General features: G+C 37.7%; 27 protein-coding genes, 1 riboswitch and 2 other annotated features. Of the genes, 11 read left to right on the forward strand and 16 right to left on the reverse strand.

All coding sequences use genetic code 11. The features are described from left to right. Window positions 1–84: 84 nt before the first annotated feature. The 3 genes from BME96_RS01670 to BME96_RS01680 form a co-directional block, all read right to left on the reverse strand. The gene (locus tag BME96_RS01670; protein WP_071648113.1) at window positions 85–255 is read right to left on the reverse strand and encodes a YfhD family protein; all 171 of its coding nucleotides are present in this window, start codon (window positions 253–255) and stop codon (window positions 85–87) included. A gap of 80 nt (window positions 256–335) precedes the next feature. Next, window positions 336–1,133: a TIGR00266 family protein gene (locus BME96_RS01675; RefSeq protein WP_071648114.1), complete on the reverse strand. Its 798-nt coding sequence runs from the start codon at window positions 1,131–1,133 to the stop codon at window positions 336–338. A gap of 201 nt (window positions 1,134–1,334) precedes the next feature. Beyond that, a complete protein-coding gene (locus BME96_RS01680; protein ID WP_060681830.1) occupies window positions 1,335–1,949 on the reverse strand; it encodes a spore coat protein in 615 nt (204 codons plus the stop codon). A gap of 166 nt (window positions 1,950–2,115) precedes the next feature. On the opposite strand from BME96_RS01680, the gene BME96_RS01685 reads away from it, so the two are divergent. After that, window positions 2,116–3,063 (forward strand): MBL fold metallo-hydrolase, encoded by a 948-nt coding sequence (locus BME96_RS01685; protein ID WP_071648115.1) that lies wholly within the window; start codon window positions 2,116–2,118, stop codon window positions 3,061–3,063. A 124-nt stretch (window positions 3,064–3,187) separates the two neighbouring features. Here BME96_RS01685 and BME96_RS01690 read toward each other — a convergent pair whose 3' ends face one another. Both BME96_RS01690 and BME96_RS01695 read right to left on the reverse strand, forming a co-directional pair. Beyond that, entirely contained in the window at window positions 3,188–3,583 is a 396-nt protein-coding gene (locus tag BME96_RS01690) for a hypothetical protein (protein WP_071648116.1), read from the reverse strand. Between the two features lie 111 nt (window positions 3,584–3,694). Beyond that, complete coding sequence (locus BME96_RS01695) at window positions 3,695–4,459, reverse strand: exodeoxyribonuclease III (protein ID WP_071648117.1); 765 nt, start codon at window positions 4,457–4,459, stop codon at window positions 3,695–3,697. A 240-nt stretch (window positions 4,460–4,699) separates the two neighbouring features. Between BME96_RS01695 and BME96_RS01700 the strand changes: the two genes are divergently transcribed. Genes BME96_RS01700 through BME96_RS01715 form a run of 4 tightly spaced genes read left to right on the forward strand, consistent with a single transcriptional unit; the run spans window position 4,700 to window position 7,844 of the window. Beyond that, entirely contained in the window at window positions 4,700–5,068 is a 369-nt protein-coding gene (locus BME96_RS01700) for a GntR family transcriptional regulator (protein WP_019379088.1), read from the forward strand. A gap of 15 nt (window positions 5,069–5,083) precedes the next feature. Beyond that, window positions 5,084–5,773 (forward strand): ABC transporter ATP-binding protein, encoded by a 690-nt coding sequence (locus BME96_RS01705; RefSeq protein ID WP_019379089.1) that lies wholly within the window; start codon window positions 5,084–5,086, stop codon window positions 5,771–5,773. Beyond that, a complete protein-coding gene (locus BME96_RS01710) occupies window positions 5,770–6,606 on the forward strand; it encodes a hypothetical protein (RefSeq protein ID WP_071648118.1) in 837 nt (278 codons plus the stop codon). Before BME96_RS01705 ends, BME96_RS01710 begins: the two co-directional genes overlap by 4 nt. Window positions 6,607–6,617: 11 nt before the next feature. Continuing rightward, window positions 6,618–7,844 carry a hypothetical protein gene (locus BME96_RS01715; protein ID WP_071648119.1) on the forward strand — a complete coding sequence of 409 codons (1,227 nt, stop codon included), beginning with the start codon at window positions 6,618–6,620 and terminating at the stop codon, window positions 7,842–7,844. Window positions 7,845–7,860: 16 nt separating this feature from the next. On the opposite strand, the gene BME96_RS01720 is transcribed toward BME96_RS01715, so the two are convergent. Next, on the reverse strand, window positions 7,861–8,202 hold the full coding sequence (locus tag BME96_RS01720) for a thioredoxin family protein (protein ID WP_019379092.1): 342 nt from the start codon (window positions 8,200–8,202) through the stop codon (window positions 7,861–7,863). A gap of 112 nt (window positions 8,203–8,314) precedes the next feature. Here BME96_RS01720 and BME96_RS01725 point away from each other — a divergent pair, with 112 nt between their 5' ends. The 3 genes from BME96_RS01725 (at window position 8,315) to BME96_RS01735 (ending at window position 9,574) form a co-directional block, all read left to right on the forward strand. After that, entirely contained in the window at window positions 8,315–8,494 is a 180-nt protein-coding gene (locus tag BME96_RS01725; RefSeq protein WP_019379093.1) for a hypothetical protein, read from the forward strand. A 351-nt stretch (window positions 8,495–8,845) separates the two neighbouring features. After that, window positions 8,846–9,256, forward strand: coding sequence for a hypothetical protein (locus BME96_RS01730; RefSeq protein WP_071648120.1), 411 nt, complete (start codon window positions 8,846–8,848; stop codon window positions 9,254–9,256). 39 nt (window positions 9,257–9,295) lie between these two features. Then, window positions 9,296–9,574, forward strand: coding sequence for a hypothetical protein (locus BME96_RS01735; protein WP_071648121.1), 279 nt, complete (start codon window positions 9,296–9,298; stop codon window positions 9,572–9,574). Between the two features lie 125 nt (window positions 9,575–9,699). Here BME96_RS01735 and lipA read toward each other — a convergent pair whose 3' ends face one another. Together lipA and BME96_RS01745 are read right to left on the reverse strand one after the other, a co-directional pair. Continuing rightward, window positions 9,700–10,644, reverse strand: a complete 945-nt coding sequence (gene lipA, locus BME96_RS01740; protein ID WP_019379096.1) for a lipoyl synthase — start codon at window positions 10,642–10,644, stop codon at window positions 9,700–9,702. Between the two features lie 4 nt (window positions 10,645–10,648). After that, the gene (locus BME96_RS01745) at window positions 10,649–11,470 is read right to left on the reverse strand and encodes a lipoate--protein ligase family protein (RefSeq protein ID WP_071648122.1); all 822 of its coding nucleotides are present in this window, start codon (window positions 11,468–11,470) and stop codon (window positions 10,649–10,651) included. Window positions 11,471–11,610: 140 nt separating this feature from the next. Then, window positions 11,611–11,718, reverse strand: a riboswitch (TPP riboswitch). A 170-nt stretch (window positions 11,719–11,888) separates the two neighbouring features. On the opposite strand from BME96_RS01745, the gene BME96_RS01750 reads away from it, so the two are divergent. Beyond that, the gene (locus BME96_RS01750; RefSeq protein WP_231478665.1) at window positions 11,889–12,095 is read left to right on the forward strand and encodes an SHOCT domain-containing protein; all 207 of its coding nucleotides are present in this window, start codon (window positions 11,889–11,891) and stop codon (window positions 12,093–12,095) included. Window positions 12,096–12,272: 177 nt separating this feature from the next. Here BME96_RS01750 and trpA read toward each other — a convergent pair whose 3' ends face one another. From trpA to trpE, 7 genes are read right to left on the reverse strand one after another with little or no spacing between them, the layout of a single operon-like run. After that, window positions 12,273–13,064, reverse strand: a complete 792-nt coding sequence (trpA, locus tag BME96_RS01755) for a tryptophan synthase subunit alpha (RefSeq protein ID WP_071648123.1) — start codon at window positions 13,062–13,064, stop codon at window positions 12,273–12,275. Window position 13,065: 1 nt separating this feature from the next. Then, window positions 13,066–14,262 (reverse strand): tryptophan synthase subunit beta, encoded by a 1,197-nt coding sequence (gene trpB, locus BME96_RS01760; RefSeq protein WP_019379100.1) that lies wholly within the window; start codon window positions 14,260–14,262, stop codon window positions 13,066–13,068. Beyond that, window positions 14,240–14,869 carry a phosphoribosylanthranilate isomerase gene (locus BME96_RS01765; RefSeq protein WP_071648124.1) on the reverse strand — a complete coding sequence of 210 codons (630 nt, stop codon included), beginning with the start codon at window positions 14,867–14,869 and terminating at the stop codon, window positions 14,240–14,242. The genes trpB and BME96_RS01765 overlap by 23 nt, the downstream gene beginning before the upstream one ends. After that, a complete protein-coding gene (trpC, locus tag BME96_RS01770; protein WP_071648125.1) occupies window positions 14,859–15,653 on the reverse strand; it encodes an indole-3-glycerol phosphate synthase TrpC in 795 nt (264 codons plus the stop codon). The genes BME96_RS01765 and trpC overlap by 11 nt, the downstream gene beginning before the upstream one ends. Further along, window positions 15,654–16,679: an anthranilate phosphoribosyltransferase gene (gene trpD / locus BME96_RS01775; protein WP_071648126.1), complete on the reverse strand. Its 1,026-nt coding sequence runs from the start codon at window positions 16,677–16,679 to the stop codon at window positions 15,654–15,656. Continuing rightward, on the reverse strand, window positions 16,663–17,262 hold the full coding sequence (locus BME96_RS01780; protein ID WP_071648127.1) for an anthranilate synthase component II: 600 nt from the start codon (window positions 17,260–17,262) through the stop codon (window positions 16,663–16,665). The genes trpD and BME96_RS01780 overlap by 17 nt, the downstream gene beginning before the upstream one ends. Continuing rightward, on the reverse strand, window positions 17,243–18,643 hold the full coding sequence (gene trpE, locus BME96_RS01785) for an anthranilate synthase component I (RefSeq protein ID WP_071648128.1): 1,401 nt from the start codon (window positions 18,641–18,643) through the stop codon (window positions 17,243–17,245). The genes BME96_RS01780 and trpE overlap by 20 nt, the downstream gene beginning before the upstream one ends. A gap of 66 nt (window positions 18,644–18,709) precedes the next feature. Beyond that, window positions 18,710–19,022: a binding site (T-box leader), on the reverse strand. 73 nt (window positions 19,023–19,095) lie between these two features. Beyond that, window positions 19,096–19,342: a binding site (T-box leader), on the reverse strand. Window positions 19,343–19,597: 255 nt separating this feature from the next. Between trpE and ddlA the strand changes: the two genes are divergently transcribed. Together ddlA and BME96_RS01795 are read left to right on the forward strand one after the other, a co-directional pair. After that, window positions 19,598–20,698 (forward strand): D-alanine--D-alanine ligase, encoded by a 1,101-nt coding sequence (gene ddlA / locus BME96_RS01790; RefSeq protein WP_060681585.1) that lies wholly within the window; start codon window positions 19,598–19,600, stop codon window positions 20,696–20,698. Window positions 20,699–21,533: 835 nt separating this feature from the next. Next, a complete protein-coding gene (locus BME96_RS01795) occupies window positions 21,534–22,919 on the forward strand; it encodes an alanine/glycine:cation symporter family protein (protein WP_019379108.1) in 1,386 nt (461 codons plus the stop codon). A gap of 53 nt (window positions 22,920–22,972) precedes the next feature. On the opposite strand, the gene BME96_RS01800 is transcribed toward BME96_RS01795, so the two are convergent. Continuing rightward, complete coding sequence (locus tag BME96_RS01800) at window positions 22,973–23,530, reverse strand: nitroreductase family protein (RefSeq protein ID WP_019379109.1); 558 nt, start codon at window positions 23,528–23,530, stop codon at window positions 22,973–22,975. Between the last annotated feature and the right edge of the window lie 17 nt (window positions 23,531–23,547).

Consider the following 23,547-nt stretch of genomic DNA (forward strand, 5'->3'; position numbering starts at 1 on the left):
AATGATCTTCTATGCTAAGTATACAAATAGTCTAGCTTGAAGGCAAAAAAGCAATTCACTTTTTAGTGAATTGCTTTAAACGATTTATTTCCTTTTAGCGCGTTTGTTTGCAGCTCTGCTTCTTGCTTGTGCCTCTTTATCATTTTGGTCTGCAAATTCTTCAGAAAACTCTACATCAATTCCATCAGATAATTGATTTTTGGGTGTTTGTGCAAGAAAACTGTTTTTGGACTTTCTGTGCTCATCTCTTCCCATAAAGACCACCCTTTCAGTTATTAATGGTTCCTCTTTAGTATGTGTGAAAGGTTAAGAAATCTACATGGTAATTTTTAAAATTACTTACGGTCGCCCCCAAGAATATCAAATAATCCTCCGGCTATACTACCTTCTCCTTTTGAGCCTCTACGTTCTGGTGCGGCAGCAAAAATTCTGCTTGCAAGTCTGCTGAATGGTAAGGATTGAACCCATACTGTTCCCGGCCCTCTTAGAGTAGCAAAGAATAAACCTTCGCCACCAAACAAAGCTGTTTTTATCCCACCAACATATTCGATGTTGTAGTCAATATCACCTGTCATAGCCACAAGGCACCCTGTATCTACTCGAATGGATTCGCCAACCCCAAGTTCTTTTTTATATATCGTTCCACCAGCATGTACAAAAGCCATACCGTCTCCTTCCAGCTTCTGCATAATAAATCCTTCACCACCAAAAAAACCGGTGCCAAGTTTTCGTTGAAATTCGATCCCAACAGCAACTCCTTTGGCTGCTGCTAAAAAAGCATCCTTTTGGCAAATTAACTTTCCACTTATTTCACTTAAGTCCATTGGAATAATTTTTCCAGGGTATGGGGAAGCAAAGGATACATGCTTTTTTCCGACTCCTTCGTTTGTGAATGCAGTCATAAACAAACTTTCGCCTGTAAGTACGCGTTTTCCTGCACCAATCAGTTTTCCCATAAGTCCACCTTGATTAGAAGAAGAACCATCACCAAAAATGGTTTCCATTCGGATCTGATCATCCATCATCATTAAACTACCTGCTTCCGCAATAACTGTTTCCTCTGGATCAAGTTCCACTTCTACAAACTGCATATCATCTCCATGTAATTGGTAATCAATTTCGTGATTATTCATCTTTCCAGCCCCTTATCTATTCGTATAATAGATAATACGCTGGGTATTTCTGAAAGTTTCAAAAATAATTACATCCGTACTATTTTATTCTATAGTTATACAATGCAAAATTGCTGACGTAAGGGTCTAAATAGAAGCTCCCGAATAAGGTGACTTGCAATTATAATGCAAGTCACCTTATTATCTAAAATTCTATTTGTATTAATGTGGCATAGTTCCTTGTACAGGAGCGAAACTGTTTCTATAGTTTTGCATATCCTGTGGTTGTAATTGTGGTGTTTGATAATACTGATTTTTATTTTGGTATAAAAATACCTCGTAAGCCATTTCAATCATGTTTGGTACACTATCTGCAAACACTCTTCTTAAAACTGGATTTGTCATTTCCAATGCCGTCATTGTAAAAGTAGATGCATTTTGTTTCAAGGCTCCCATCATAAAGCCGGAAATACATTGGTCATTTATTTCACTTACTGACTGTGCGGGTGTTTTCGGCTGGGAAGGCTGCATGCCATAAACTACATTATTACTTAGAGCCATTTCATATGTTTGTGTTTTTACTGAAGGCTCTTGTCCAGTTTTTAATGTTTCCACAATGGTATTGTACAGTTGAGTTAAGAAAGTTTTGTGCTTTTGCATCATTGTCTTTAACTCTGGGTCCTGGATATGCTGTTCATAAAATAAGCTTTGCTCCATTCCTCCAATTAGGCCGGAAATGGCCTCGTGGGCGTCAAACATTTCATGGCCACCATGGCTTTGCTGTGTAGGCATTTGTGTTGATTCTTTAAAATTTTGAGTGTTTTGCTGATGTTGCATATTGTTTCCTCCTTTTATAATAAAACTGTAATGGGAACAGGTTTATTTTTAGCTGTTGTATTGAAATTATTCGTTTGTTCGTTGATGGCCATAAATTATCTACGTACTATGTTGAAATATGCTACTATGAAAGTAATAAATTTTCCATAAAGGGTGGGGAATTATCATGCATAAGAAAAATCCGATAAGACTTGGTCAACGGATACATCTCATAGATGGTTTTGACCTTGATGTACCAGACCGAACAGGCACATATGTAATTGATGAGGAAGAATTAACATTGATTGAGACAGGGCCAAGCCCATCTGTTAAATATGTGAAAAAAGGCTTGGAACAACTTGGGTTTTCTTTAGCTCAAGTGAAATATATTATTGTGACACATATACACCTTGATCATGCAGGAGGAGCAGGTTTGTTAGTAAAGGAATGCCCTCATGCAAAGGTGGTTGTTCATCTAAAAGGAAAAAAGCATCTGATAAATCCGAAAAAACTGGCCGCAGGAGCAAGAGCAATATATGGAGAAAGCTTTTCAGAGTTATTTGACCCTATTGTTCCCATTGCTGAGGAAAAATTACTCGTAAAAGAGGATGGAGATACATTACAAATAGGTCCCAACTGTAACTTGGAATTTCTTGATACACCCGGGCATGCAAAACATCATTTTAGTATTTATGATCCAATAAGTAATGGGATGTTTACAGGTGATACGGTTGGAATACGTTATCAACAGTTAATTAATGAGGGAGTCGGACTTTTCCTTCCTTCTACTTCACCAAACCAATTCAGCCCGCTTGATATGAAAAGTTCTATAGAACGAATGCAGGAAAGAAATCTCAGCCGCATTTACTTCGGGCATTTTGGTATGACTGAAAGCCCTGATAAAGCATTGCGGCAGGTATCTGAATGGCTTGAAATTTTTATGGAAGAGGCAGAGCAAGTAGTTGATGAAGAAAAAGGATATGATGAGCTATCGCGACGAATGCTTGCAAGGGTAAGGGACCATCTGCGTAGAGAAGGCGTAGATGACAATCATGAGGTTTATATACTCATTAATTTAGACATGCAGGTCAGTGCATTGGGTATCATTGATTACTTTAAGAAATTAAAACAATAGTAAAAAATATAGTTAATTGAGCAAAATATAAAAATGCGTAAGACAACATATAAATAAGCCGAACATATTCGAATTTACTTAAGTATCTTCGAAGGATTGTTCGGCTTTTTACATCTATGTTAGATTATTTTACTTCTTCTTCTGTCTTCATAAACGTTAAAATTAAAAATAGTAAAAAACTGAGTAGTAAGATTGAGCCACCAACAATAAACAATACGGTAACTAATCCATCAGGTAAGTTAAATGGTCTTAAATAATACAACCACATGCCCGCAGTTAGACCGATAGCACCAATAATAGCTGTCCAAACATGAGCTGTGGCTACCTTAGTGCTGGCAGGAGTGAAGATCTTATAATACACTGCCCAAGCAAACAAGGTAAGCCAACCTACTACAAGGATATGGGCGTGCACTGTTTTAAATTCATAACCTCCAGCTCCGGCCATATGGGAGCCTAAAAATGCTCCAATCATAGCAAAAATAGCCGAGAAACGAAGTAATGTTTTACTGTATTTATTCATGAAAAGAATCGCTCCTTCGTATAATTAATCAATAATTACAGGATATACTAGTTATATGAACAGAAGATGAACTTATGATTACATCCCTGATTTTACTCTCATTTTCCGTAATCAGGTTGGTTGTTTTATTTTTAGCATAATCGGGCAATGGTCACTGCCCATTACTTCGGCATGTATTTGGGAATCGATTAGTAGCCCTGCTAATCTTTCGGAAACAATCAGATAATCAATGCGCCAGCCAATATTTCTCTCGCGGATTGTTTTCATATAAGACCACCATGTATAGAGTCCTTCGGTATCCTTATAAAAGTAACGCAATGTATCAATGAAGCCACCTTCATCTAATAAACGGGTCATCTTACCTCTTTCTTCTAAAGTGAAACCTGAGTTTCCGTGATTCGTTTTATAATTCCTTAAATCAATTTCCTGATGAGCGACATTTAAGTCTCCACAGTAGATCACAGGTTTATTGGCATCAATCTGTTTTAGGTATTCATACAGCTTATCCTCCCACTCCAACCTTTCTTCCAACCTTGTTAAATCACGCTTAGAGTTTGGAGTGTATACATTTACCAAATAAAAATTGGCATACTCTAACGTAATAATACGACCTTCAATTTCGTTTTCTTCATCACTCAAACCATAGGTGACCTGTTGGGGCTTCTCTTTAGTGAAAACGGCTGTTCCGGAGTATCCTTTTCTCTCAGCATAGTTCCAGTATTGATAATATCCAGGCAAATCTAATTTAATTTGTCCTTCTTGTAATTTGGTTTCCTGAAGACAAAAAATGTCTGCATCTATTTCATGAAAGTATTCTATAAAACCCTTTCGTACACATGCTCGAATTCCGTTTACATTCCAAGATACAATTTTCATTGATTTAAAATTAACCCCCTTTTCCCTTTATCTAGTACAGTTTAACACAGAATAAATAAGGGGTGTCTTATTTGGTTTTTCAAATAAATTAAAAATGTATTGACTATTTCAGTGTATTAACCATATAATACAGAAAGAGAATGTATTACGTGGTTAATACACTTTTTCAGAATTAGTGTACTAAGGTATTAATACACATAATAAAAGACATCTAAGAATCAGAATATGGGAGCTGTTGCTATGAGGGCTAATTTTAATAATCGAGACCCTGTTTATATTCAAGTTATTCGTCAGTTCAAGGAAAAAATAGCTGCTGGAATGTTGGAGCCAGGTCAAGAAATCCCTTCAAGAAGAGAATTGGCCAACCAATTAAAGATTAATCCAAATACGGCTCAACGAGCATATAAGGAGATGGAGGAACAGAAATTGATTTTTACGGAAAGAAATAACCCAAGCCGAATTACCAAGGATGAAGCTGTGTTAAGAGATGTTCGTGAAGAGTTAATTGCTGAAGCAGTAAATTCCTTTGTAACAGCGGTTCGCCCGATTAATGTACCACTTAATGAAGTGATTGGAATGATTGAAAAAAAATACAAAGAAGAAGTTTAGTGGGGAGGGATAGCTATGATAGAAGTAAGAGACATTAAAAAGAAATTCGGACGTAAGAAGGTACTAAATGGAGTATCATTTACGGCTAATAAAGGAGAAATCACCTGTCTTATTGGCATAAACGGAGCTGGTAAAACGACAATATTAAATGCGATTATGGCACTGACACCTATTTCGGGTGGGGAAATATTGATCAACGGAGAAAAGCTTCAAAAAGAGACATATGAAAGAGTAGCATTTATTCCTGATGCTATTACAATGCTGCCACAGATGACCATTGCTGAGGCAATGGAATTCATGAAGGATTTTTATAAAAAATGGAACCAAAAACGTGCAGATGAACTGCTTTCGTTCTTTCGGTTGAAACCGGAGGAAAGAATCTCGAGTTTATCCAAAGGAAATACAGCCAAGATGAATTTATTGCTTGGATTAGCTTTGGATGTGGAATTTCTTCTCATGGATGAACCTTTCTCAGGAATTGATATTTTCAGCAGAGAACAGATTGCCGAGGTGTTTACAAGCCATTTAATTGAAGGCCGTGGTGTCATAATTACTACACATGAGATAAATGATATAGAGCATTTGATTGATAAAGTAGTTCTCTTAGATGATGGTATAGTAATTAAAGATTTCCATACAGAAGAATTGCGGGCACAGGAAGGAAAATCTGTTGTTGATGTAATGAGAGAGGTGTATAGACAATGAACTATCTGAAGCTTGTTAATTTTGAAGTGAATCGTTTTATTAAAATATATATTGTCTTACTTGGTATAACAATGGTTTCTCAGATTGCTGGTGTTATTGTAAAAGCTAACCAATATGTAGGTGATGTAAACCAGGCTATTTATGAAGAACTTACACCAAAAGCAGAGTTTTTAGAGATGTATGGGCAGATTAGTATGGGGATGTTAACCAGAAGTATGTGGTTCACCGGCCCAATTGCACTATGTATTGCAGCTCTTTTATTTTACCTATTTCTTATTTGGTACAGGGATTGGTTTGGGAAGAATACATTTATCTATCGTCTCCTTATGCTCCCGACAGCCAGATTGAACCTGTTTTGGTCAAAAATCACTACAATATTTTTAATGGTTTTGGGATTGGTCGCAGTACAGCTTCTTCTTTTACCATTAGAAAATCTATTTCTAAGAATGATCGTCTCAAAGGATTTCCGCATGGATTTATCAATCATTCAAATAATTGATCAATCAGGCTATATGGGTGTATTTATACCAACACAAATAATGGATTTCTTTATTAATTATGGAATTGGTTTTATGGTTGTCGTTGTCTTGTTTACAGCTATCTTATTTGAACGCAGTTTCCGATTCAAAGGCATGTTTCTTGGAATCGTTTATGGAGTTAGTTGCACGTTATTATTCCTATCTCCAATACTAATTACGGAGTTAATAGGTGTAGGTGCTAATTATTTTTATCCCAATGAGTTATTTTTGATTGAATTGGCTTTAGGTCTAATTATTGTTGCGGCTTCCATTTATGTCAGTCATTTTCTAATTAAACGAAAGATAACAGTATAGGAGGGATCACCATGGGAAAATATTGGAAACTATTAACAATTTTGGTTGTAATTGTGCTCAGTGTTGGTACATTTTATATAACAACCGCTATTGCTGGGAACTCCTCTCCGGATTTTAAATTTAAATTGGAAAAGGGAGATATAAAGGATATACAAAACTTGAAATTAGTAGGTGATTATTTACATGGGATGAATGGGGAAGGGGTAGCGATCACTTCGGATGATACGGTATATTCAAGTGAATTATCATATTTTAGCCAGCTGAATAACTCCTTTTATACTGAACCAGCTATTCAGCAACTCCAAAAGGATTACCGCGGTTTTATGCGCGGCAAAACATGGCACACAGCTACTATTAGCCAAGATGAAGAGCAGGTTGTTTATGCAAATGTAAAAGGAAATGATTTTACCAATAAAGCGAAGGAATTTGAAATTGAATTGCTGAATAAGAAAACAAACAACAAAACGACATTTACAGTGGACATACCACATCATGAGAAATATAACTATGTGAATGTAGAAAACGTAAACCTGATAGATGGGAAGGTAAAATTGGTTACGTTAAATTATTTAAGTAATCAAGATCAAACGCAGGATGAGATCTACCTATATCAGATCGACTTGAAAAAACAGAAGGTGATTGAAGACAAAGTTATTTATTCGAATACAGTACAAAAACAACAAAATAGTAGCCTTTATAGAGTAGAGAGTGGCAATACGACTTCTTTTAATGATTACACTGTGTTTATGAAGGATACTTTTAAAGAAATGAAAGATGAGTATGGTAATTATTATGAAGAAATAGGTAAAAGTGAGCTTATAGCTGTAAATATGCAAACTGGGAAGGTAACCACATTTACTCCGCCACCGGAACTTGATCTTATGCGAGATGGTTCAACATTTGCAGTTTCCGGGTCAAAGCTTTATTTTCTTCAAGCGGATGGTAAAGGTTATGAAGTACTGGAATATGACTTAGAGAAAGCTGCTTTAACCAAAAAACCAATTACACAGCTGCCTGAATCGGATAGTGCACCTGTTATGCGTAGACAAGTTAAAGCAGAAAATAACAAATTATATATCGTTATACAGGTACAAAGCCAAAAAGCACCAGCAGATGTTTATGTCATTGATTTAAAAAAACAACAAACGATAGTTGAAGGGAAATTGGTTTCTGAAAAGGTAACCAATGATGCTGGGAACTATGAACTTTATATTAACGATTTCTATGTAAATGAATGAAAAACATGGTTGGCCCTTATTGAGGGTCAACCATGTTTTTATATATCTTATCCAATTTTTCTTCCAATAAATCCATGTGAACTATTCTTGCTTCCCGTAAATATTCTTTTCCTTCTATTAATAGTAAAAGGACTGGAACAGTAAATATGGAAAATCTCCCCGCTATTTCTGGGACTTCTTGTGTATCTATATGTGCTATTTTTATCTCGGGATACTTGTTCATTAGCTCCTGTACTTGTGGTTTCAAACCATGACAGACGCTACAATTGGGACTTGAGATATAAATAAAAGTAAAGGGATGCTGAGTAATGAATTGCTCGGTTTCTTCTAAACTTTTTATATGATCGAATTCTCGCATGTGCTTGCCTCCTCGCTATTATCATACCAACTTTTGATACTTTTAACACAACTTATGTTTATACCTATTAATGAAAAGGAAAACAGTAGAAAAGCGGAGAAGAGGTGATTATATGAACAAGAACGAAAAAGCCAATCAGCATAAGAAAGAAGATAAGCAATACGAAATTGATAAACATGACGAACAAAAATTAGTAGACGACATTCCTATGGAGGAATTAGATAAAGATATGAAGGATGAAAAGAAAAAGCATAAAAGCAAAAATTCATCTGAGAGTGAAAAGAAGTATTAGATCTCTTTCAAGTCGCAAAAAAAATCTTTGGAAACATAAATGTGCTATCTGTACAGGGGATGTGACGGGTCTGAAGAGCAACCTTTGCATATATATAATGTAAGCCGCACCCCCCATAATTACTACTAGAGAAAGCCGTTGATAGGCTTTCTTTTTTTTTTATGAATTTTATTTTACATTTCTAGTCTACTAACCTAGTAATGATAGAAAATATGCGCTTGTCCGCTGTCATCTATCTATTCACTTTAAGAACCTTTACATATATATAGTAGCGTAAGGAAGTTTACTACAGATTGTCTAATAGGCAAATTGTAGAAGCTTTCATTACAAAAATAAGAAGGAGGAAATATAATGAGAAAAAGTTTTTATGATACGTGCGGCGGACATGGAAGTAAGCATCATGGTTGTGGGTCTTCTCGTAGTAAAAGAGATACTGAAGTAAGTTTGGAGGAAATTTTAGTTCAGCTACAGAAGCAGCTTCAAAGACAACGTCAGGATCAGGCACAAGCTCAAGCACAGGATAACGATCAAAGTCAGTTGGATTTTGATAGAAATAGTTTTGATGATAACAACATTGGTAACAATAAATTCGAACCAAAAATTTATATTAAAAATGACATCAATGTGGTAGCAGTAGCGGTAGCAGTAGCAGTACTTGTTGGTGGCGGGCACAGTGGCACTGGAGGAGCTTTAGACATGGATACTATTCGTGAACTGGTTACTATGTTTAAAGAAGAAACTCCAACCGTAATGGAAGAATAGAACTTTCTTGTGAAAATAAAGTTAATAGGAGGGAGAAACATGAGTAAAAATGACTTCAGAGATTTAGAAGTGAAGTTAGAAGATATTATGGTGCAGCTTGAAAAGCAACTACAAAGACAGCGCCAAAACCAAAATCAAGCACAAGCTCAGGATAATGATCAAAATCAAATAGACTCAGACCATACGTCATTTGATAATAATAATATAGGTAACAATAAATATAAACCAAAAGTGTATATTAAAAATGATGTTACTGCAGTAGCTGTGGCGGTAGCGGTTGCTCTACTGTTCGCTGGTAGGGATACAACAGCGGCATAGGTCTTAACACAGATTAATAAAGATTATAGAATTAAAGTAAGATCCACAACTCATAAATGTTTAACTGGGAGGCAATGAAACCTCCCAGTTTATTTTTTGTAACTATTTTTTAAAGGTTTAACCTATTATAACTTAAAATCCACTTCTTTATCTTCTTGCTTTTCATATCCTTGCATATAGTTAATTCTCCGTTGTGCAGAGGCTTGGCTTACTTGTTCATCAGCATGATAGGATGAGCGGACCATAGGCCCTGATTCACAATGTCTGAATCCTTTCTCAAGAGCAATTTCCTTTAATTCCTGAAATTCATCTGGATGATAATATCTTTCCACAAGTAAATGCTTCTTCGTTGGTTGCAGGTATTGCCCAATTGTCATAATATCAACGCCATGTGCCAGTAAATCATCCATTGCTTGTATAATTTCTTCCTTTGTTTCACCAAGCCCTACCATAATGCTGGACTTTGTAGGTGTTGTAGGGGCAATTAACTTTACTCTCTGGAGGAGCTGTAGAGAACGATCGTACATGGCTCTTGCACGAACACGTTTTGTTAATCTGCGTACTGTTTCAATATTATGATTGAAGATATCTGGTTTGCTGTTCATTAATGTTGATAAGCTTTCATAGTCACCTTTCATATCAGATGGTAAGATTTCCACCGTACATCCAGGGTTCAATTTACGAATGGCTCGTACTGTTTCAGCAAAAACAGCAGCCCCACCGTCGTTTAAATCATCTCGGGCAACTGCTGTTACTACCACGTGTTTTAACCCCATAATTTCAACAGATTCTGCCACTCTTTCAGGCTCTCCCCAGTCTAATTCATTAGGAAGACCCGTTTTAACTGCACAGAATCGGCAACCACGTGTACAAGTATCACCCAGGATCATAAATGTTGCAGTTTTTCTTTCACTCCAGCATTCGTGAATATTTGGGCATCTGGCTTCTTCACAGACAGTATTTAATTTTTTGTCCCTCATGAGCTTTTTTAGCCCAGTGTAGCTTTTATTTGTATTAATTTTCGTTTTTAACCATTCGGGTTTGCGTATGTATTCCTGTTGTTTTGCCATTTCTTCAGCTCCTAACCACTTTTTTATTTATGTCTTGATATTTCCTTTCTGCCAATTCGTAGACTTCATCCCATTCCTGGGAGGAAAGGACAACAGGGTTTAAATTAATATTCAATCCTTTTTTAAAACCAGCAATAAACGCTGTTTTTACTTCATTATATGTATATTGCTTCTTCGTTAATTCATTTATCGTGCTCGCCTTTTTAGAAAATTGCTTTCTTTTACGTTCACGTATCTCCTCATTTGGAAATACAAACAAGTCAAAAAGCATATGGTCGTTGATTTCCAAAGGAATGGAGCCATGCTGTAAGAGGACACCTTGTTTTCTTGTTTGAGCATTGCCGGATATTTTCTTTCCATTCACGACTAGTTCATAGTACGCCGTTTTTTCAAAGCAGACAGCTGTTCTATCCTTAGTGGCCGTTTTGTCCGGTACGGCATAATCCGCTTGTATTCCCAATTCTTGATAACCTGCAAGAACACCTTTTGATAATACATAGTAAGCGTCACGAACTGATTTGGGTATGGCAGGATGGTTTTCCGTAACTACTACACTGTAGGTTAGCTCATTATCATGCAAGACTGCGCTTCCACCAGTTAATCTCCGCACTAATTGACATTGGTGCTTTTTTATAGCTTGTAAATGAATGGATCTCTCTACTTTTTGGAAATGACCTAATGAAAGACTTGGTGTTGACCAGCCATAAAAGCGTATGGTGGGGGGGATTTCACCTTTACTATGCCAGTTTAGAAGGGCTTCATCCAAGGCCATATTAATAGCAGCATCATTACAACCTGAATCTAACAGGTTCCATTCTTCGCTCATTCTGGTACCTCCTTTTAAAAGGGAATTTTGAGTTCTAAATAATTTCTGGTATTAATCCTGCTTGTGTGGTAATTTTTCAAAATAAAAAGACTGCATTTAAGAGAAAATGCAGTCGGTTATAAATTAGCGTTCCATCCAATTTACAAAGGTGACCTCATTCCCCACGCTAGGATTATCTAGTTCGAGTTCAAAGGGTTAAAACAAATCTGTTTCTCTCAGCCGCTTATGCAGCACCCCTAGTGTCTTACGCCATGTAGTAGTTGTGTTTTATCTATGTAGTTTTTCTAGATATATCTTAACATTCTTAACTTTAAAGTAAAGGTTTTTGGTTAGTTTAATTTAAAATAGTAATTATTTCCTACACACTTCTATAAGCTTAAAAACGGGGGGAGGGGGAAATATATCAAAAGAGGTGATTATGATGTTAGGGAGCCTTTTTACAGAGCCATACATCCGGCTCATACTGGGAATTTTACTTCTTCTAATTATCCTTTATATTGTAAAGAGATTTAAAGGTGATAAACAAAGAAGACCTGATTCATTAGAAATAATAAAGGAAAAGTTAGCTAAGGGCGAAATAACGCAGGAGGAGTATGAGGAAGCGCGTAAACGTCGAGGTAAATAATAAGGCACCTATGCATAGAATGCACAGGTGCCTTTTCGAAATTTGCGGCGAGAGAACCATGTGTTCACATTCACATGTATTTCTTTGTTCCTCGTCTTATGCAAATCAGCTCATCGCAGATTAAGTATACCACCGTTTTTATACAACGTCACTATTTTTTATACAAAAGGGGAGGGGTTAACTGTTTACTTCATATTTCACACTGTTTTGAATTAAACCTTTTATCTCCTCTAGTTGCCCTTTATGAAACAGATCAACAATCTTACTACCAACAATTACTCCGTCACAGTAAGAGCTTAATTCCCTTGCTTGCACCTCATTAGATACTCCGAATCCAGCCAGTACGGGTACAGCACTTTTTTGCTTCAGCATACGTAAATAATCTTTTACTTCCTGTTCATGTGTAGCTCGGGCCCCAGTAGTTCCGGTTACAGATACTGCATAAAGGAAACCTTCTGACCGTTTTGCTAATTCTAATACACGTTCTTTCGTACTGGTCATTGCTGCAAGACGAATAAATGCTATGGAGTTTTTGTATAGTAGTTTATCTATTATTGCTTCCTCTTCTAATGGTAAATCAGGTATGATCACGCCATCCACTCCTGCTTGTTTGCAATCGGAAGCAAATTTTTCTATCCCATAAACAAAAATAGGGTTTAAATAGGTCATTAATATAATTGGAACAGACCGCCTTTCACTGCTTTCTTTCAATACATTCAACACAGAGCCTAGGGAAGTACCGTTATTTAATGCTCGCAAGCCAGCATCCTGAATAGTAGGGCCATCAGCAACAGGATCAGAAAATGGAATGCCAAGTTCAATTGCAGCAGCTCCACATTGATGTAAATAATCGATACGTTCTTCTAAAATGTCTAACCCGCCATCTCCCGCCATAATATAGGGGATAAATAGCTTTTCTCCTGCTTCTTGTTTTTTCAAAAATGATTGCTGAATTAAATCTTTTCCCATATTATTTACCCTCCAATGCCGATTTTACTTGTTCCACGTCTTTATCCCCACGCCCTGATAGGCAAACGACAATACTCTCATCTGCGCTCATTTTTGGAGCAATTTTCATCGCATATGCTATCGCATGCGCGCTCTCCAATGCAGGGATTATTCCCTCTGTCTTTGATAAAAATTGAAAGGCATCTAATGCTTCTTTATCTGTTATAGAATCATAGATGACCCTTTTTGTTTCATGCAAATGACTATGCTCAGGCCCAACGCCAGGGTAGTCTAAACCAGCAGATATAGAAAAAGCCTCTTCGATTTGTCCGTGTGCATCTTGAAGTAAATGAGTCATTGTTCCGTGGAGAATTCCTACTGATCCACTCGTCAACGTAGCGGCATGTTTGGATGTTTCTAATCCTTGACCACCGGCTTCTACACCATACATAGTTACTGACTCTTCTTGGATAAAAGGATAAAACATACCCATCGCATTACTGCCGCCACCAACACAAGCGATTACTGCATTCGGAAGTTTTCCTGTTTTTTGCTTGAATTGCTCTTTTGTTTCGTTTCCAATAACGGATTGAAAGTCCCGAACAATTTTTGGGAAAGGGTGTGGCCCTACGACGGAGCCTAAAATATAATGTGTGTCATCTACATTGCTGACCCAATAGCGAAGAGCCTCATTTACTGCATCTTTCAATGTGCCGCTACCGTGGGAAACACTTCGCACTTCAGCACCTAATAATTCCATGCGGAACACATTTAATCGTTGTCTTCTAATATCTTCTTCGCCCATAAATACTACACATTCTAAGTCAAGGAGGGCGCATACGGTAGCTGTTGCGACACCGTGCTGTCCAGCACCGGTTTCCGCTACTACTTTTTTCTTTCCCATGCGTTTTGTTAAAAGTGCTTGGCCGACTGTATTGTTGATTTTATGTGCTCCTGTATGGTTCAAATCCTCCCGCTTAAGGTAAATTTGGGCACCTTTTAATTTTTTCGTGAGATTTTCTGCAAGGTATAGAGGAGTTTCTCTTCCAACGTATTCTGCCAAATACTTATTTAACTCCTCTATAAACTCAGGATCCTGAATTGCTTCCTCATATAATTTCTCCAGTTCGATTAAAGCAGGCATTAATAATTCGGGAACAAACTTGCCCCCAAATTCTCCATATTTCCCAGTAGCATCAGGCATCGTATATATTGCCATCGATATCATCCTTTCCTTGTTTATTTTTGCATAGATGGATAAACTCTTTTATCTTCTTATTGTCCTTTTTCCCATTTGTTTCAACACCACTTGATACGTCTGCCCCGGCAGGATTAACCTGTTTTACGGCATGATTTATATTCTTGGAAGAAAGGCCTCCAGCTAGAATCAGCTTCCTGTGATCCAAGGAAAGACTGTGGAGAAGCTTCCAATCAAAGGTTTCTCCACTGCCAGCTTTGGGACTATCAACTAAATAATAATCACATGGATAATTCGTTATGTGCGTTCTCCTACTGTCTTTTGCTGAAAAAGCTTTAATAATTTTATAAGGGAGTTGCTCAGCGATACTTGGAGACTCATCTCCATGAAGCTGGATATAGTCCAGGTTTACAGCCTCAGCAATAGAAGTTATATCTTCTGGCGCTTCGTTTACAAATACGCCAACTTTATGAACAGTTTGCGGTATGAAAGCTGAAATCCTTTTAGCTTTTTCGACAGTGACTTCCCTGCTGCTTGGAGCGAAAACAAATCCGATGAAATCAGCGCCCGCATTTACGGCAGCTTGTGCCGCTTCTACCGTAGTAATCCCACATATTTTAACGAGCATTTTCTTCTGCCCCTGTTTGTTTTGGTACCTGTAATTGGTTAAAGGTATCCGGTAAATGCTTCGAACGCATGAGTGTTTCACCAACCAGGATAGCCTCTGCTCCGGCTTCACTTACAAAGAGGGCATCCTGTTTTGTTTGCATTCCACTTTCACTAATTAAAACCGTATTCTCATCTGTTACCATGGATGCAAGCCTGGCAGTAGTTTGAAGATCCACTTCAAATGTTTTAAGGTTTCGATTGTTAATGCCTATTATTTCTGGTTTAAGCTTAAGGACCCTCTCCATTTCCATTTCATTGTGAACTTCACATAAAACCTCCAAGTCCTGCTTTCTGGCATATTGATATAAGGAATGAAGCTCTTTATCCGATAAAGCAGCTGCAATCAATAGGATAATATTTGCACCAGCTGCTCTAGCTTGATCAATTTGAATACGATCAATAATAAAATCCTTACATAAAATGGGCAGATTGACTGCTTTACGTATTGCTTGGAGATCCTTGATTGACCCATTAAAAAATGTAGTGTCTGTTAGAACGGATATAGCAGCTGCACCTTGCTTTTCATATTGGATTGCTTGTTCTATTGGGTCTACCTCCATATGGATAGCTCCCTTGGAAGGGGAAGAGCGTTTGATTTCGGCAATTACTTTTAAATTGCTCGCCTTTCGTATTGTGTCCTTAAGCAGTGGAACTTTCTTCGCTGCTGGTTGTTCAAACGTTTGTTTTACTAGTTGAGCGACTTCTTTTTCCTTCTGTTTCAGGATTTTTTCTAATATTGTCATTTAGACCACCTCACTCTTAGTTTTCTTACTGAATTCAATTAACCTCTCTAGCCTTTCGAGTGCTGCACCGGAGTGGATACTCTCTTTTGCCAATTCGATTCCTGACTTGACGGAAGTGGCTTTTCCATTCGCAAATAGGCCAAGTCCAGCATTTAGAACGACTGTATCAAGATAAGGGCCTGGCTTTCCACATAATACTTGTTTGGTAATAGCTGCATTTTCCTTTGCATCTCCACCGCGGATCAAATCGTTCGTATATACAGGCAATCCCACTTCCTCCGGGTGAAGGGTGAAAGGGGATATTTTTCCCTCGTCTAGGATGACAAGGTGATTTGTGCCTGATAACGAAGCTTCATCCATAAATCCAGCACCGTTAACTACAATTGCCCTCCGTCTACCCAGCTTTTGTAGGGACTCCGCCATTGTTTCCAGCATGTTACGTCTGTAGACACCAATAAATTGAGAGTCAAGATTTATCGGATTGGTTAAAGGACCAATAGCATTAAAAATGGTTGGCATTCCCAGTTCTTTTCGAACATGACTAAACGGTTTTAGAGCTTGATGAACATGTGGCGCAAATAAAAATGCGATTTTATTTTCTTTAAGGATTTCTTCCGTATGTTCTTTAGAGAAGGATAGGGATATACCTAAATACTCTAATACGTCGGCGCTGCCCGTTTTGCTTGAAATACTTCTGTTGCCATGTTTCGCAATCGTTACACCAGCACCTGCAATAACGAATGCAGATGTTGTACTTATATTGAAGCTGTAGGATCTGTCGCCACCTGTACCGCAATTATCCATGACATGGGGAAGAATGCCTGTTTGATAAGCGGATTGGGAACGGATAACGTCGACCATGCCAGTAATTTCGTCAGCTGTTTCCCCCTTCATTCGTAAGGCTGTTAAAAAAGAAGCAATTTCTGAACGACTAATTTCATTTGAAAAGCAGGCGGTGGTGGCTTCTTTCATTTCTTCTACAGATAAGCTTTCCAGATTAATCAATTTTTCAAGATAATGTTTCATGCTTAAGCTCCTTTCCAATTTCATTCAATACATTGCTTATCATCTTTTTTCCGGTAGCAGTTCCGATGGATTCGGGGTGAAACTGAACACCGAACACCGGAAATGACCGATGTTTAATTGCCATAATTTCATTGTCTTCAAGGGATGTCGCAACCACCTCTAAATGAGGAGGGACGGTTGCTTTATCAACTACAAAGGAGTGGTATCGCATTACTTCCAAAGGCTGAGACATATAGCTAAAGAGACCTAACCCATTATGAGTAACGAGGGAGGTTTTCCCATGTTTAATTGTTTTTGCAGGTTTTAATTCCGCACCCAGCGCTTCAGCTATGATTTGGTGGCCCAAACATATACCGATAATAGGTGTTTTCTTATAAAAGTGCTGCACAACCTCCATACAAATTCCTGCTTCTCCGGGAAGACCAGGCCCTGGTGAGATAATAATCGCCTCTGGCTGCAACCTCTCTATTTCAGCAAGCGTTATTTTGTTATTACGAACTACGTTTATCTCTTTTTTTTCCTCTGAGAAATATTGATATATGTTATAGGTAAATGAATCAAAGTTATCGATTAACAGCATCATATTGGCTAACCTCCATTAGGGATTTTGCTTTATGCAACGTCTCTTGAAATTCCTTTCCAGGATCTGAATCATGTACAATTCCGGCACCAGCCTGCAGATATGCTTGATTGTCTTTCACTACAAGTGAACGGATGGCGAGTGCTATGTTTAAATCATTGTTGAAATTGATATAACCTATTCCCCCAGCATAGACACCACGCTTCTTCTCTTCCAGATCGTTTATAATTTGCATAGCCCGGATTTTGGGTGCTCCAGAAACAGTACCTGCTGGTAAACAAGAGATAAGTGCATCTATACTGGAGCAATTTACTTTCAGTCTCCCTTTGACTTCCGAAACAATATGCATTACATGCTGGTACTTTTCAATTTGCATGTAAGTCGGGATAGTAATTGATCCAATCTCACACACACTTCCAAGATCATTCCTGCTTAAATCTACAAGCATTCGATGCTCCGCAATCTCCTTTTCATCCGAGAGCAAGTCTTGGATAAGTTGTTCATCCTCCTCTTTTGTTTCACCTCTAGGGCGTGTGCCTGCAATTGGGTTTGTTAGTATTGTTTTTCCACTCGTTTGAATCAGACTTTCAGGTGATGCTCCCAATACGAGATATTCATCGAAATCAATATAGAACATATAGGGAGAGGGATTGGCCTTCCGTAACTGCCGATAAAACTGGAAGGGCGACCCCTTCATATCTGCCTTCATCCTTTGAGATAGCACTACCTGATAAATATCCCCTCTTAAAATATGATGTTTAGCAGTTCGAACTTTTTCCTTAAAGCTTTCTTCACTTACCTCTGGCTGAAAAGAAAAAGTTGTTTCTTTTTCTTCTTGATATGGCACATTTCGCTGCAGTGTTTCCTGCATGCTGTTTAATCGTTTAAGTAGCACCTCTTCCGATTGTTCATCCTGATTTATTGCAATCAGGTAAATCACTTCTTCCTTGTGGTCAAATACGAAAATGTTTCTATAAATCATCAAGTGAATGTCAGGCATAGATAGATCATCTGTTTTTTCTTCACCAATGTCCTCAAACGTTCGAATGGTCTCATATCCTATATAGCCAACGGCCCCGCCATAAAAGGGAAGGGGGATGTCTAACTCAATGTGATGGAAGCTTTCCTTAAGATAATCTAGTACATGCTGTTCAACTGTGCTTTTTTTGCCAGACTCATGGTTGATAATCATGGACGTGTTTCCCATCCCAATCAGTTCCTCGTATGGATCTGCTCCGATAAATGAATAATTTCCTTTCTGTTCATGTTTAACTGAGCTTTCTAATAAAAATTTCTTTTGGCCGGATAACTGATGGAAAATACGAATAGGTGTCAATGTATCTGCATTTAGCTTTACTAGTTTATGAGTTACAATTTTCTTCATTTGTTCATCTCCTTATATGTTAATGCATAAAAAAACCTCTATAGACGCATATCGAAATATGTGTCTATAGAGGACGATTGTGACCGCGGTGCCACCTCATTTGAGAAGAATTTAATCTTCTCATCTTGTTCGAATACGGAAGAAATCTCCATGTGAAGAGACTAACTCGATATTCTATCCGTATAACGGCGGAACTCCGGGTTTCCATACTTTTGTCTAAAAAGCTTTTGCCAGTATTACTCTAAGGCACTTCACTTTTTCTCTTTCCGGAAACCTCTCGTAAGTCCATTCAGCATATAACCACGTGCTGGAATCCCACCATCACCAGCTCTCTACAAACGCTTTTTATATACTTACTCCTCTTACTCGACGATTTTAATTATTTATTTATAGCTATTCATATGTTTATTAAAAATATTACTTCATTAAAAAACAAAAAGGCCCCTCATCCGAAAAAGGACGAGGGACCGTGGTACCACCTTTATTAACTGCAAATACAGTTCACTTTAGCAATAGAAAACAACATTGTTTCCTATCTGTTCCTGGTAACGGAGGAACATAGTCGCCAAAGCCTACTGTTTTATATTTTCGGTTTGGAAGCTCAGAAGCCCATTCATCTACCAAATCACACTGATTCCCACCAACCATCAGCTCTCTAAAGTGTTTAAATAGATTACTCTTCTTCGTCATTGCTTTAATCATTAAGTTATTGAAAATAATACTATAAGATAAGCAATCGAATGTCAAGGATTTTTTTGAAAAAAGATAATACATGAGCAATTCAATTTATATAATTACCTTGTTCGTATGCTATAAAAAGAATATTATCTTCACGGAATGGAGCAACGGCAATAGTTGGTATAAAAAAGCAATTATTTTTTGACTTTACACTGTTAGAGTCAACCTTATTTATGCTATGTTTATTATATTCATAAACATGAAAGGATGTTTGGGATGGCGAAGAAAAAAGTTGGCGTCATTTTTGGTGGAAAGTCAGCTGAGCATGAAGTTTCTCTTCAGTCAGCAAAAAATATAGTTGATGCGATTAATAAAGATAAATATGAAGTTGTTTTAATTGGAATTGATAAACAAGGAAAGTGGCATTTAAATGATCAGTCCTCTTATCTATTGAATGAAGAAAATCCGAAACTGATTCAACTAAATCAGTCAAATGAACATGTTGCCATTGTGCCAGGGGAGGAGAAGAGCCAAATCATTCATGCAGACAATAAAGTGAAGCTGGACCAGCTGGATGCTGTGTTTCCTATTGTCCATGGCACACTTGGTGAAGATGGTAGTCTACAAGGAATGCTTCGTATAGCAAACCTCCCGTTTGTAGGACCGAATGTGTTAAGTTCGGCTTTATGCATGGATAAAGACATTGCGAAGCGACTTTTGAAAGATGCCGGAGTAAAGGTAGCAAAAGGTGTTTCGTTTACCAAAAATAAAAAAGATCAAATTAATTATCAGGAAATAGCTGCTTCACTTGGTACACCGTTGTTTATCAAACCAGCAAATCAAGGCTCCTCAGTAGGTGTCAGTAAAGTAACGAACGAGGAAGAATTTAATAAAGGCGTAGCTGAAGCCTTTCATTTTGATAAAAAAATTATTATTGAAGAGACACTAAAAGGACGAGAGGTTGAATGTGCAGTCTTAGGAAATGAAGAACCAAAAGCTTCTAAAATTGGTGAAATCCTTCCACATACTGAATTTTATTCCTATGAATCTAAGTATATTGACGAGAAGGGCGCTGAGTTATCCATCCCTGCCAATTTACCAGAAGAAGTCGCTAAGGAAATTCAGAAAGTAGCAATAAAAGCTTTCCAAGCACTACAATGTGAAGGCATGGCCCGTGTGGACTTCTTTCTGACAGAAGATAACGAGATTTATGTGAATGAAATAAACACATTACCAGGTTTTACAAAGATTAGTATGTATCCAAAGCTTTGGGAAATTAGCGGGGTATCCTATCCTGACTTAATTAATGAGTTAATTGAACTTGCCATAAAACGTCATGAGGACGAAGCTTCTTTAAAAAGTTCCTTTTGGGAGTAAGCGAATAAGAATGGTCTCCATTAAAAAATGGAGGCCATTTTTTGCTTTAACCGGGATTTTAAAATAGTTCATAAAATAGATAAAATGCGAAGTAACTTGGTAGTAGTTTAAACGGCCGTTTCGGAAAATAACGTATAGTGAACAAAATATAGGTAGTTTGCGAATGTCTTCGGCGGATAGTTCTGCTCTGCTGCTGATTAATTTGCTCTTCGGCGGATTGCTTCGCTCTGCTGCCGATTAATTTGCTCTCCGGCGGATTATTTCAGTCTGCTGCTGATTAGTTTGCTCTCCGGCGGATTATTTCAGTCTGCTGCTGATTAATTTGCTCTTCGGCGGATTGCTTCGCTCTGCTGCCGATTAATCTATTCTCCGGCGGATAGTTCCGCTCTGCTGCTGAATAATCTATTTTCCGGCGGATAGTTCCGCTCTGCTGCTGAATAATCTATTCTCCGGCGGATAGTTCCGCTCTGCTGCCGATTAATCTATTCTCCGGCGGATAGTTCTGCTCTGCTGCCGATTAATCTATTCTCCGGCGAATAGTTCCGCTCTGCTGCTGATAGTCCCCGATCTACTTCGCATTCCCCTCCAACTATGCACAAACTGATATTTTCAAAGGTAGATAGATATTAATTTGATACACCCTCCACCTCGTAAATTACACCCAGCTAAAAGACTGAAATCTATTTTTCCTATACAAGATTTAAAAAATATATTACGATTATTTAGTGGTCTTAAACGAAATAAATGAAATCGTTTACCAACAAAGGAGGCATAGACAACACCATTTTAATGACAAGAAACAGCTGACAACAAGAGTATTAACAGGAGGACTATTATGCTAACAGGATTGAAACAAATCAACGATATTTTATGGGGAGCTCCCAGTCTTATACTATTAGTTGGAACTGGTTTATTCTTAACCTTTATCTTAAAGGGCTTACAATTCTCAAAACTTTTCTATGCACTTAAATTAGCATTCTCTAAAGACAAGGAAGACAGCGAGACAGAAGGGGATGTCAGTAATTTTAAAGCATTAATGACATCACTGGCAGGAATGATTGGAAATGGAAATATTGCAGGTGTAGCTACAGCTGTAACTCTTGGAGGGCCAGGAGCTATTTTCTGGATGTGGGTTGTTGGTTTACTGGGAATGGCAACAAAATATGCAGAAGCACTACTTGCAATGAAGTATCGTGTGAAGAATGAAAGCGGAGAATATTCAAGTGGGCCTATGTATTATATTGAACGAGGGTTAGGTAAAAAGTGGAAGCCATTAGCAGTAGCGTTTGCCTTTTTTGGAGCGTTTGCAGCACTTGGTATTGGGAACAGCGTCCAATCAAATACAATTGCTGACGTTATGCAAAATAGTTTTAATGTAAAAGGTGTAATAACAGGAGTTATTCTTGTTGTTTTAACATCGCTTATTATCTTTGGTGGTTTAAAGCGAATAAGTTCTGTTGCGGGTGTATTTGTTCCTGTAATGGCTGTGTTTTATATCGGTGCCTCTTTACTTATTTTAGGTCTTAACTATGATCAAATTGGACCTGCTTTTTCTATGATTTTTACATATGCTTTTAATCCGGTATCAGCAGTAGGTGGATTTTCAGGTATTGTGGTAATGGAGGCAGTTCGGAATGGTGTCTCTAAAGGGATCTTCTCAAATGAAGCCGGTCTTGGTACGGTTGCTTTAATCGCAGGTAATGCAAAAACCTCTCATCCTGTGAAACAAGCATTAGTTGCAATGACTGGAACATTTATTGTCACAATAATTGTTTGTACAATGACTGGACTTGTTTTACTGGTAACAGGCTTCTGGGACACTACAGGAGGTCTTCTTTCAGGCGTATCCCATGATCCAACCCTTGATGCAGGTGCGTTAACAAGTGCAGCATTCGGTTCTTCTCTTGGAAATATTGGAGAATATATTGTATCGATTTCTGTTGTTTTCTTTGGATTCTCAACAATTCTTGGCTGGTATGTCTATGGTACAAAATGTTTTGAGTATCTATTTGGTCTAAAATATTTAGGGATCTACCGGTTTATCTATGTTGGTGCTACATTTATTGGTACAGTTGCAAGTCTAACAACTGTTTGGGCATTTGCTGATATGGCTAATGCGCTTATGATGATTCCCAACTTAATTGGACTTCTCTTTCTGTATAAGGTAATCATCGGTGAGACAAACGATTATTTTTCTCGATTTAGAAAGCTCAGCAAATAAATTGAGCAAAAGAAAATACCCTATCTCAATTTAATAGGAGATAGGGTGTCTTCTTATTTATATCTACTAAACTTTTCTTCTACAGATATTCTATCTTTTGGCATTGGTTTCTCATCAAAATAGCCAAGATGAATAAATCCTACTATTTTTTCATTTTCTTTTACATTTAATAGCTCTTTTACTTGTGGGTCGTAAATATGAGGGTTTGTTTTCCATACAACCCCAAGATTTTTTTCCCAAGCCAATAACCAAAAGTTTTGAACCATAGAAGCTACAGCGCCGTAATTTTCTTCCCACTGTTTTTGAATTTCCGGTTCTTCCATTATTACGATAAGATGCGCATTCGGTTCATTTAGGTAATCTTCCCGATTTTGCTGTCTTTCCTCTGGATACGTTGCAGCCACCTTTTTCGCAAAATCGTTCTTCTTATCAGCCCCTACGAAAATAAATCGCCAAGGTTGGCGCATGCCGTGGGTAGGTGCGTACACAGCATCCTCCAACAATTCGCGAATGGTTTCTTCTTTTACTTCCTTGTTATTATAGCCTTTTTTTACTGCACGTCTTTCGCGAATAATCTTTGCCAAGTCTGTCTTATTATCAGTATGTTCCATTGTCCCTTCCTCCCTCT

Origin of the sequence: Virgibacillus halodenitrificans (assembly GCF_001878675.1) — a bacterium.
GTDB lineage: Bacteria > Bacillota > Bacilli > Bacillales > Amphibacillaceae > Virgibacillus_Q > Virgibacillus_Q halodenitrificans.

What these genes read in the sequence shown, in the direction of transcription:
- BME96_RS01670 (WP_071648113.1), bottom strand. Translation starts at nt 255, where the DNA reads ATGGGAAGAGATGAGCACAGAAAGTCCAAAAACAGTTTTCTTGCACAA.
- BME96_RS01675 (WP_071648114.1), bottom strand. Translation starts at nt 1,133, where the DNA reads ATGAATAATCACGAAATTGATTACCAATTACATGGAGATGATATGCAG.
- BME96_RS01680 (WP_060681830.1), bottom strand. Translation starts at nt 1,949, where the DNA reads ATGCAACATCAGCAAAACACTCAAAATTTTAAAGAATCAACACAAATG.
- BME96_RS01685 (WP_071648115.1), top strand. Translation starts at nt 2,116, where the DNA reads ATGCATAAGAAAAATCCGATAAGACTTGGTCAACGGATACATCTCATA.
- BME96_RS01690 (WP_071648116.1), bottom strand. Translation starts at nt 3,583, where the DNA reads ATGAATAAATACAGTAAAACATTACTTCGTTTCTCGGCTATTTTTGCT.
- BME96_RS01695 (WP_071648117.1), bottom strand. Translation starts at nt 4,459, where the DNA reads ATGAAAATTGTATCTTGGAATGTAAACGGAATTCGAGCATGTGTACGA.
- BME96_RS01700 (WP_019379088.1), top strand. Translation starts at nt 4,700, where the DNA reads ATGAGGGCTAATTTTAATAATCGAGACCCTGTTTATATTCAAGTTATT.
- BME96_RS01705 (WP_019379089.1), top strand. Translation starts at nt 5,084, where the DNA reads ATGATAGAAGTAAGAGACATTAAAAAGAAATTCGGACGTAAGAAGGTA.
- BME96_RS01710 (WP_071648118.1), top strand. Translation starts at nt 5,770, where the DNA reads ATGAACTATCTGAAGCTTGTTAATTTTGAAGTGAATCGTTTTATTAAA.
- BME96_RS01715 (WP_071648119.1), top strand. Translation starts at nt 6,618, where the DNA reads ATGGGAAAATATTGGAAACTATTAACAATTTTGGTTGTAATTGTGCTC.
- BME96_RS01720 (WP_019379092.1), bottom strand. Translation starts at nt 8,202, where the DNA reads ATGCGAGAATTCGATCATATAAAAAGTTTAGAAGAAACCGAGCAATTC.
- BME96_RS01725 (WP_019379093.1), top strand. Translation starts at nt 8,315, where the DNA reads ATGAACAAGAACGAAAAAGCCAATCAGCATAAGAAAGAAGATAAGCAA.
- BME96_RS01730 (WP_071648120.1), top strand. Translation starts at nt 8,846, where the DNA reads ATGAGAAAAAGTTTTTATGATACGTGCGGCGGACATGGAAGTAAGCAT.
- BME96_RS01735 (WP_071648121.1), top strand. Translation starts at nt 9,296, where the DNA reads ATGAGTAAAAATGACTTCAGAGATTTAGAAGTGAAGTTAGAAGATATT.
- lipA (WP_019379096.1), bottom strand. Translation starts at nt 10,644, where the DNA reads ATGGCAAAACAACAGGAATACATACGCAAACCCGAATGGTTAAAAACG.
- BME96_RS01745 (WP_071648122.1), bottom strand. Translation starts at nt 11,470, where the DNA reads ATGAGCGAAGAATGGAACCTGTTAGATTCAGGTTGTAATGATGCTGCT.
- BME96_RS01750 (WP_231478665.1), top strand. Translation starts at nt 11,889, where the DNA reads ATGATGTTAGGGAGCCTTTTTACAGAGCCATACATCCGGCTCATACTG.
- trpA (WP_071648123.1), bottom strand. Translation starts at nt 13,064, where the DNA reads ATGGGAAAAGATTTAATTCAGCAATCATTTTTGAAAAAACAAGAAGCA.
- trpB (WP_019379100.1), bottom strand. Translation starts at nt 14,262, where the DNA reads ATGGCAATATATACGATGCCTGATGCTACTGGGAAATATGGAGAATTT.
- BME96_RS01765 (WP_071648124.1), bottom strand. Translation starts at nt 14,869, where the DNA reads ATGCTCGTTAAAATATGTGGGATTACTACGGTAGAAGCGGCACAAGCT.
- trpC (WP_071648125.1), bottom strand. Translation starts at nt 15,653, where the DNA reads ATGACAATATTAGAAAAAATCCTGAAACAGAAGGAAAAAGAAGTCGCT.
- trpD (WP_071648126.1), bottom strand. Translation starts at nt 16,679, where the DNA reads ATGAAACATTATCTTGAAAAATTGATTAATCTGGAAAGCTTATCTGTA.
- BME96_RS01780 (WP_071648127.1), bottom strand. Translation starts at nt 17,262, where the DNA reads ATGATGCTGTTAATCGATAACTTTGATTCATTTACCTATAACATATAT.
- trpE (WP_071648128.1), bottom strand. Translation starts at nt 18,643, where the DNA reads ATGAAGAAAATTGTAACTCATAAACTAGTAAAGCTAAATGCAGATACA.
- ddlA (WP_060681585.1), top strand. Translation starts at nt 19,598, where the DNA reads ATGGCGAAGAAAAAAGTTGGCGTCATTTTTGGTGGAAAGTCAGCTGAG.
- BME96_RS01795 (WP_019379108.1), top strand. Translation starts at nt 21,534, where the DNA reads ATGCTAACAGGATTGAAACAAATCAACGATATTTTATGGGGAGCTCCC.
- BME96_RS01800 (WP_019379109.1), bottom strand. Translation starts at nt 23,530, where the DNA reads ATGGAACATACTGATAATAAGACAGACTTGGCAAAGATTATTCGCGAA.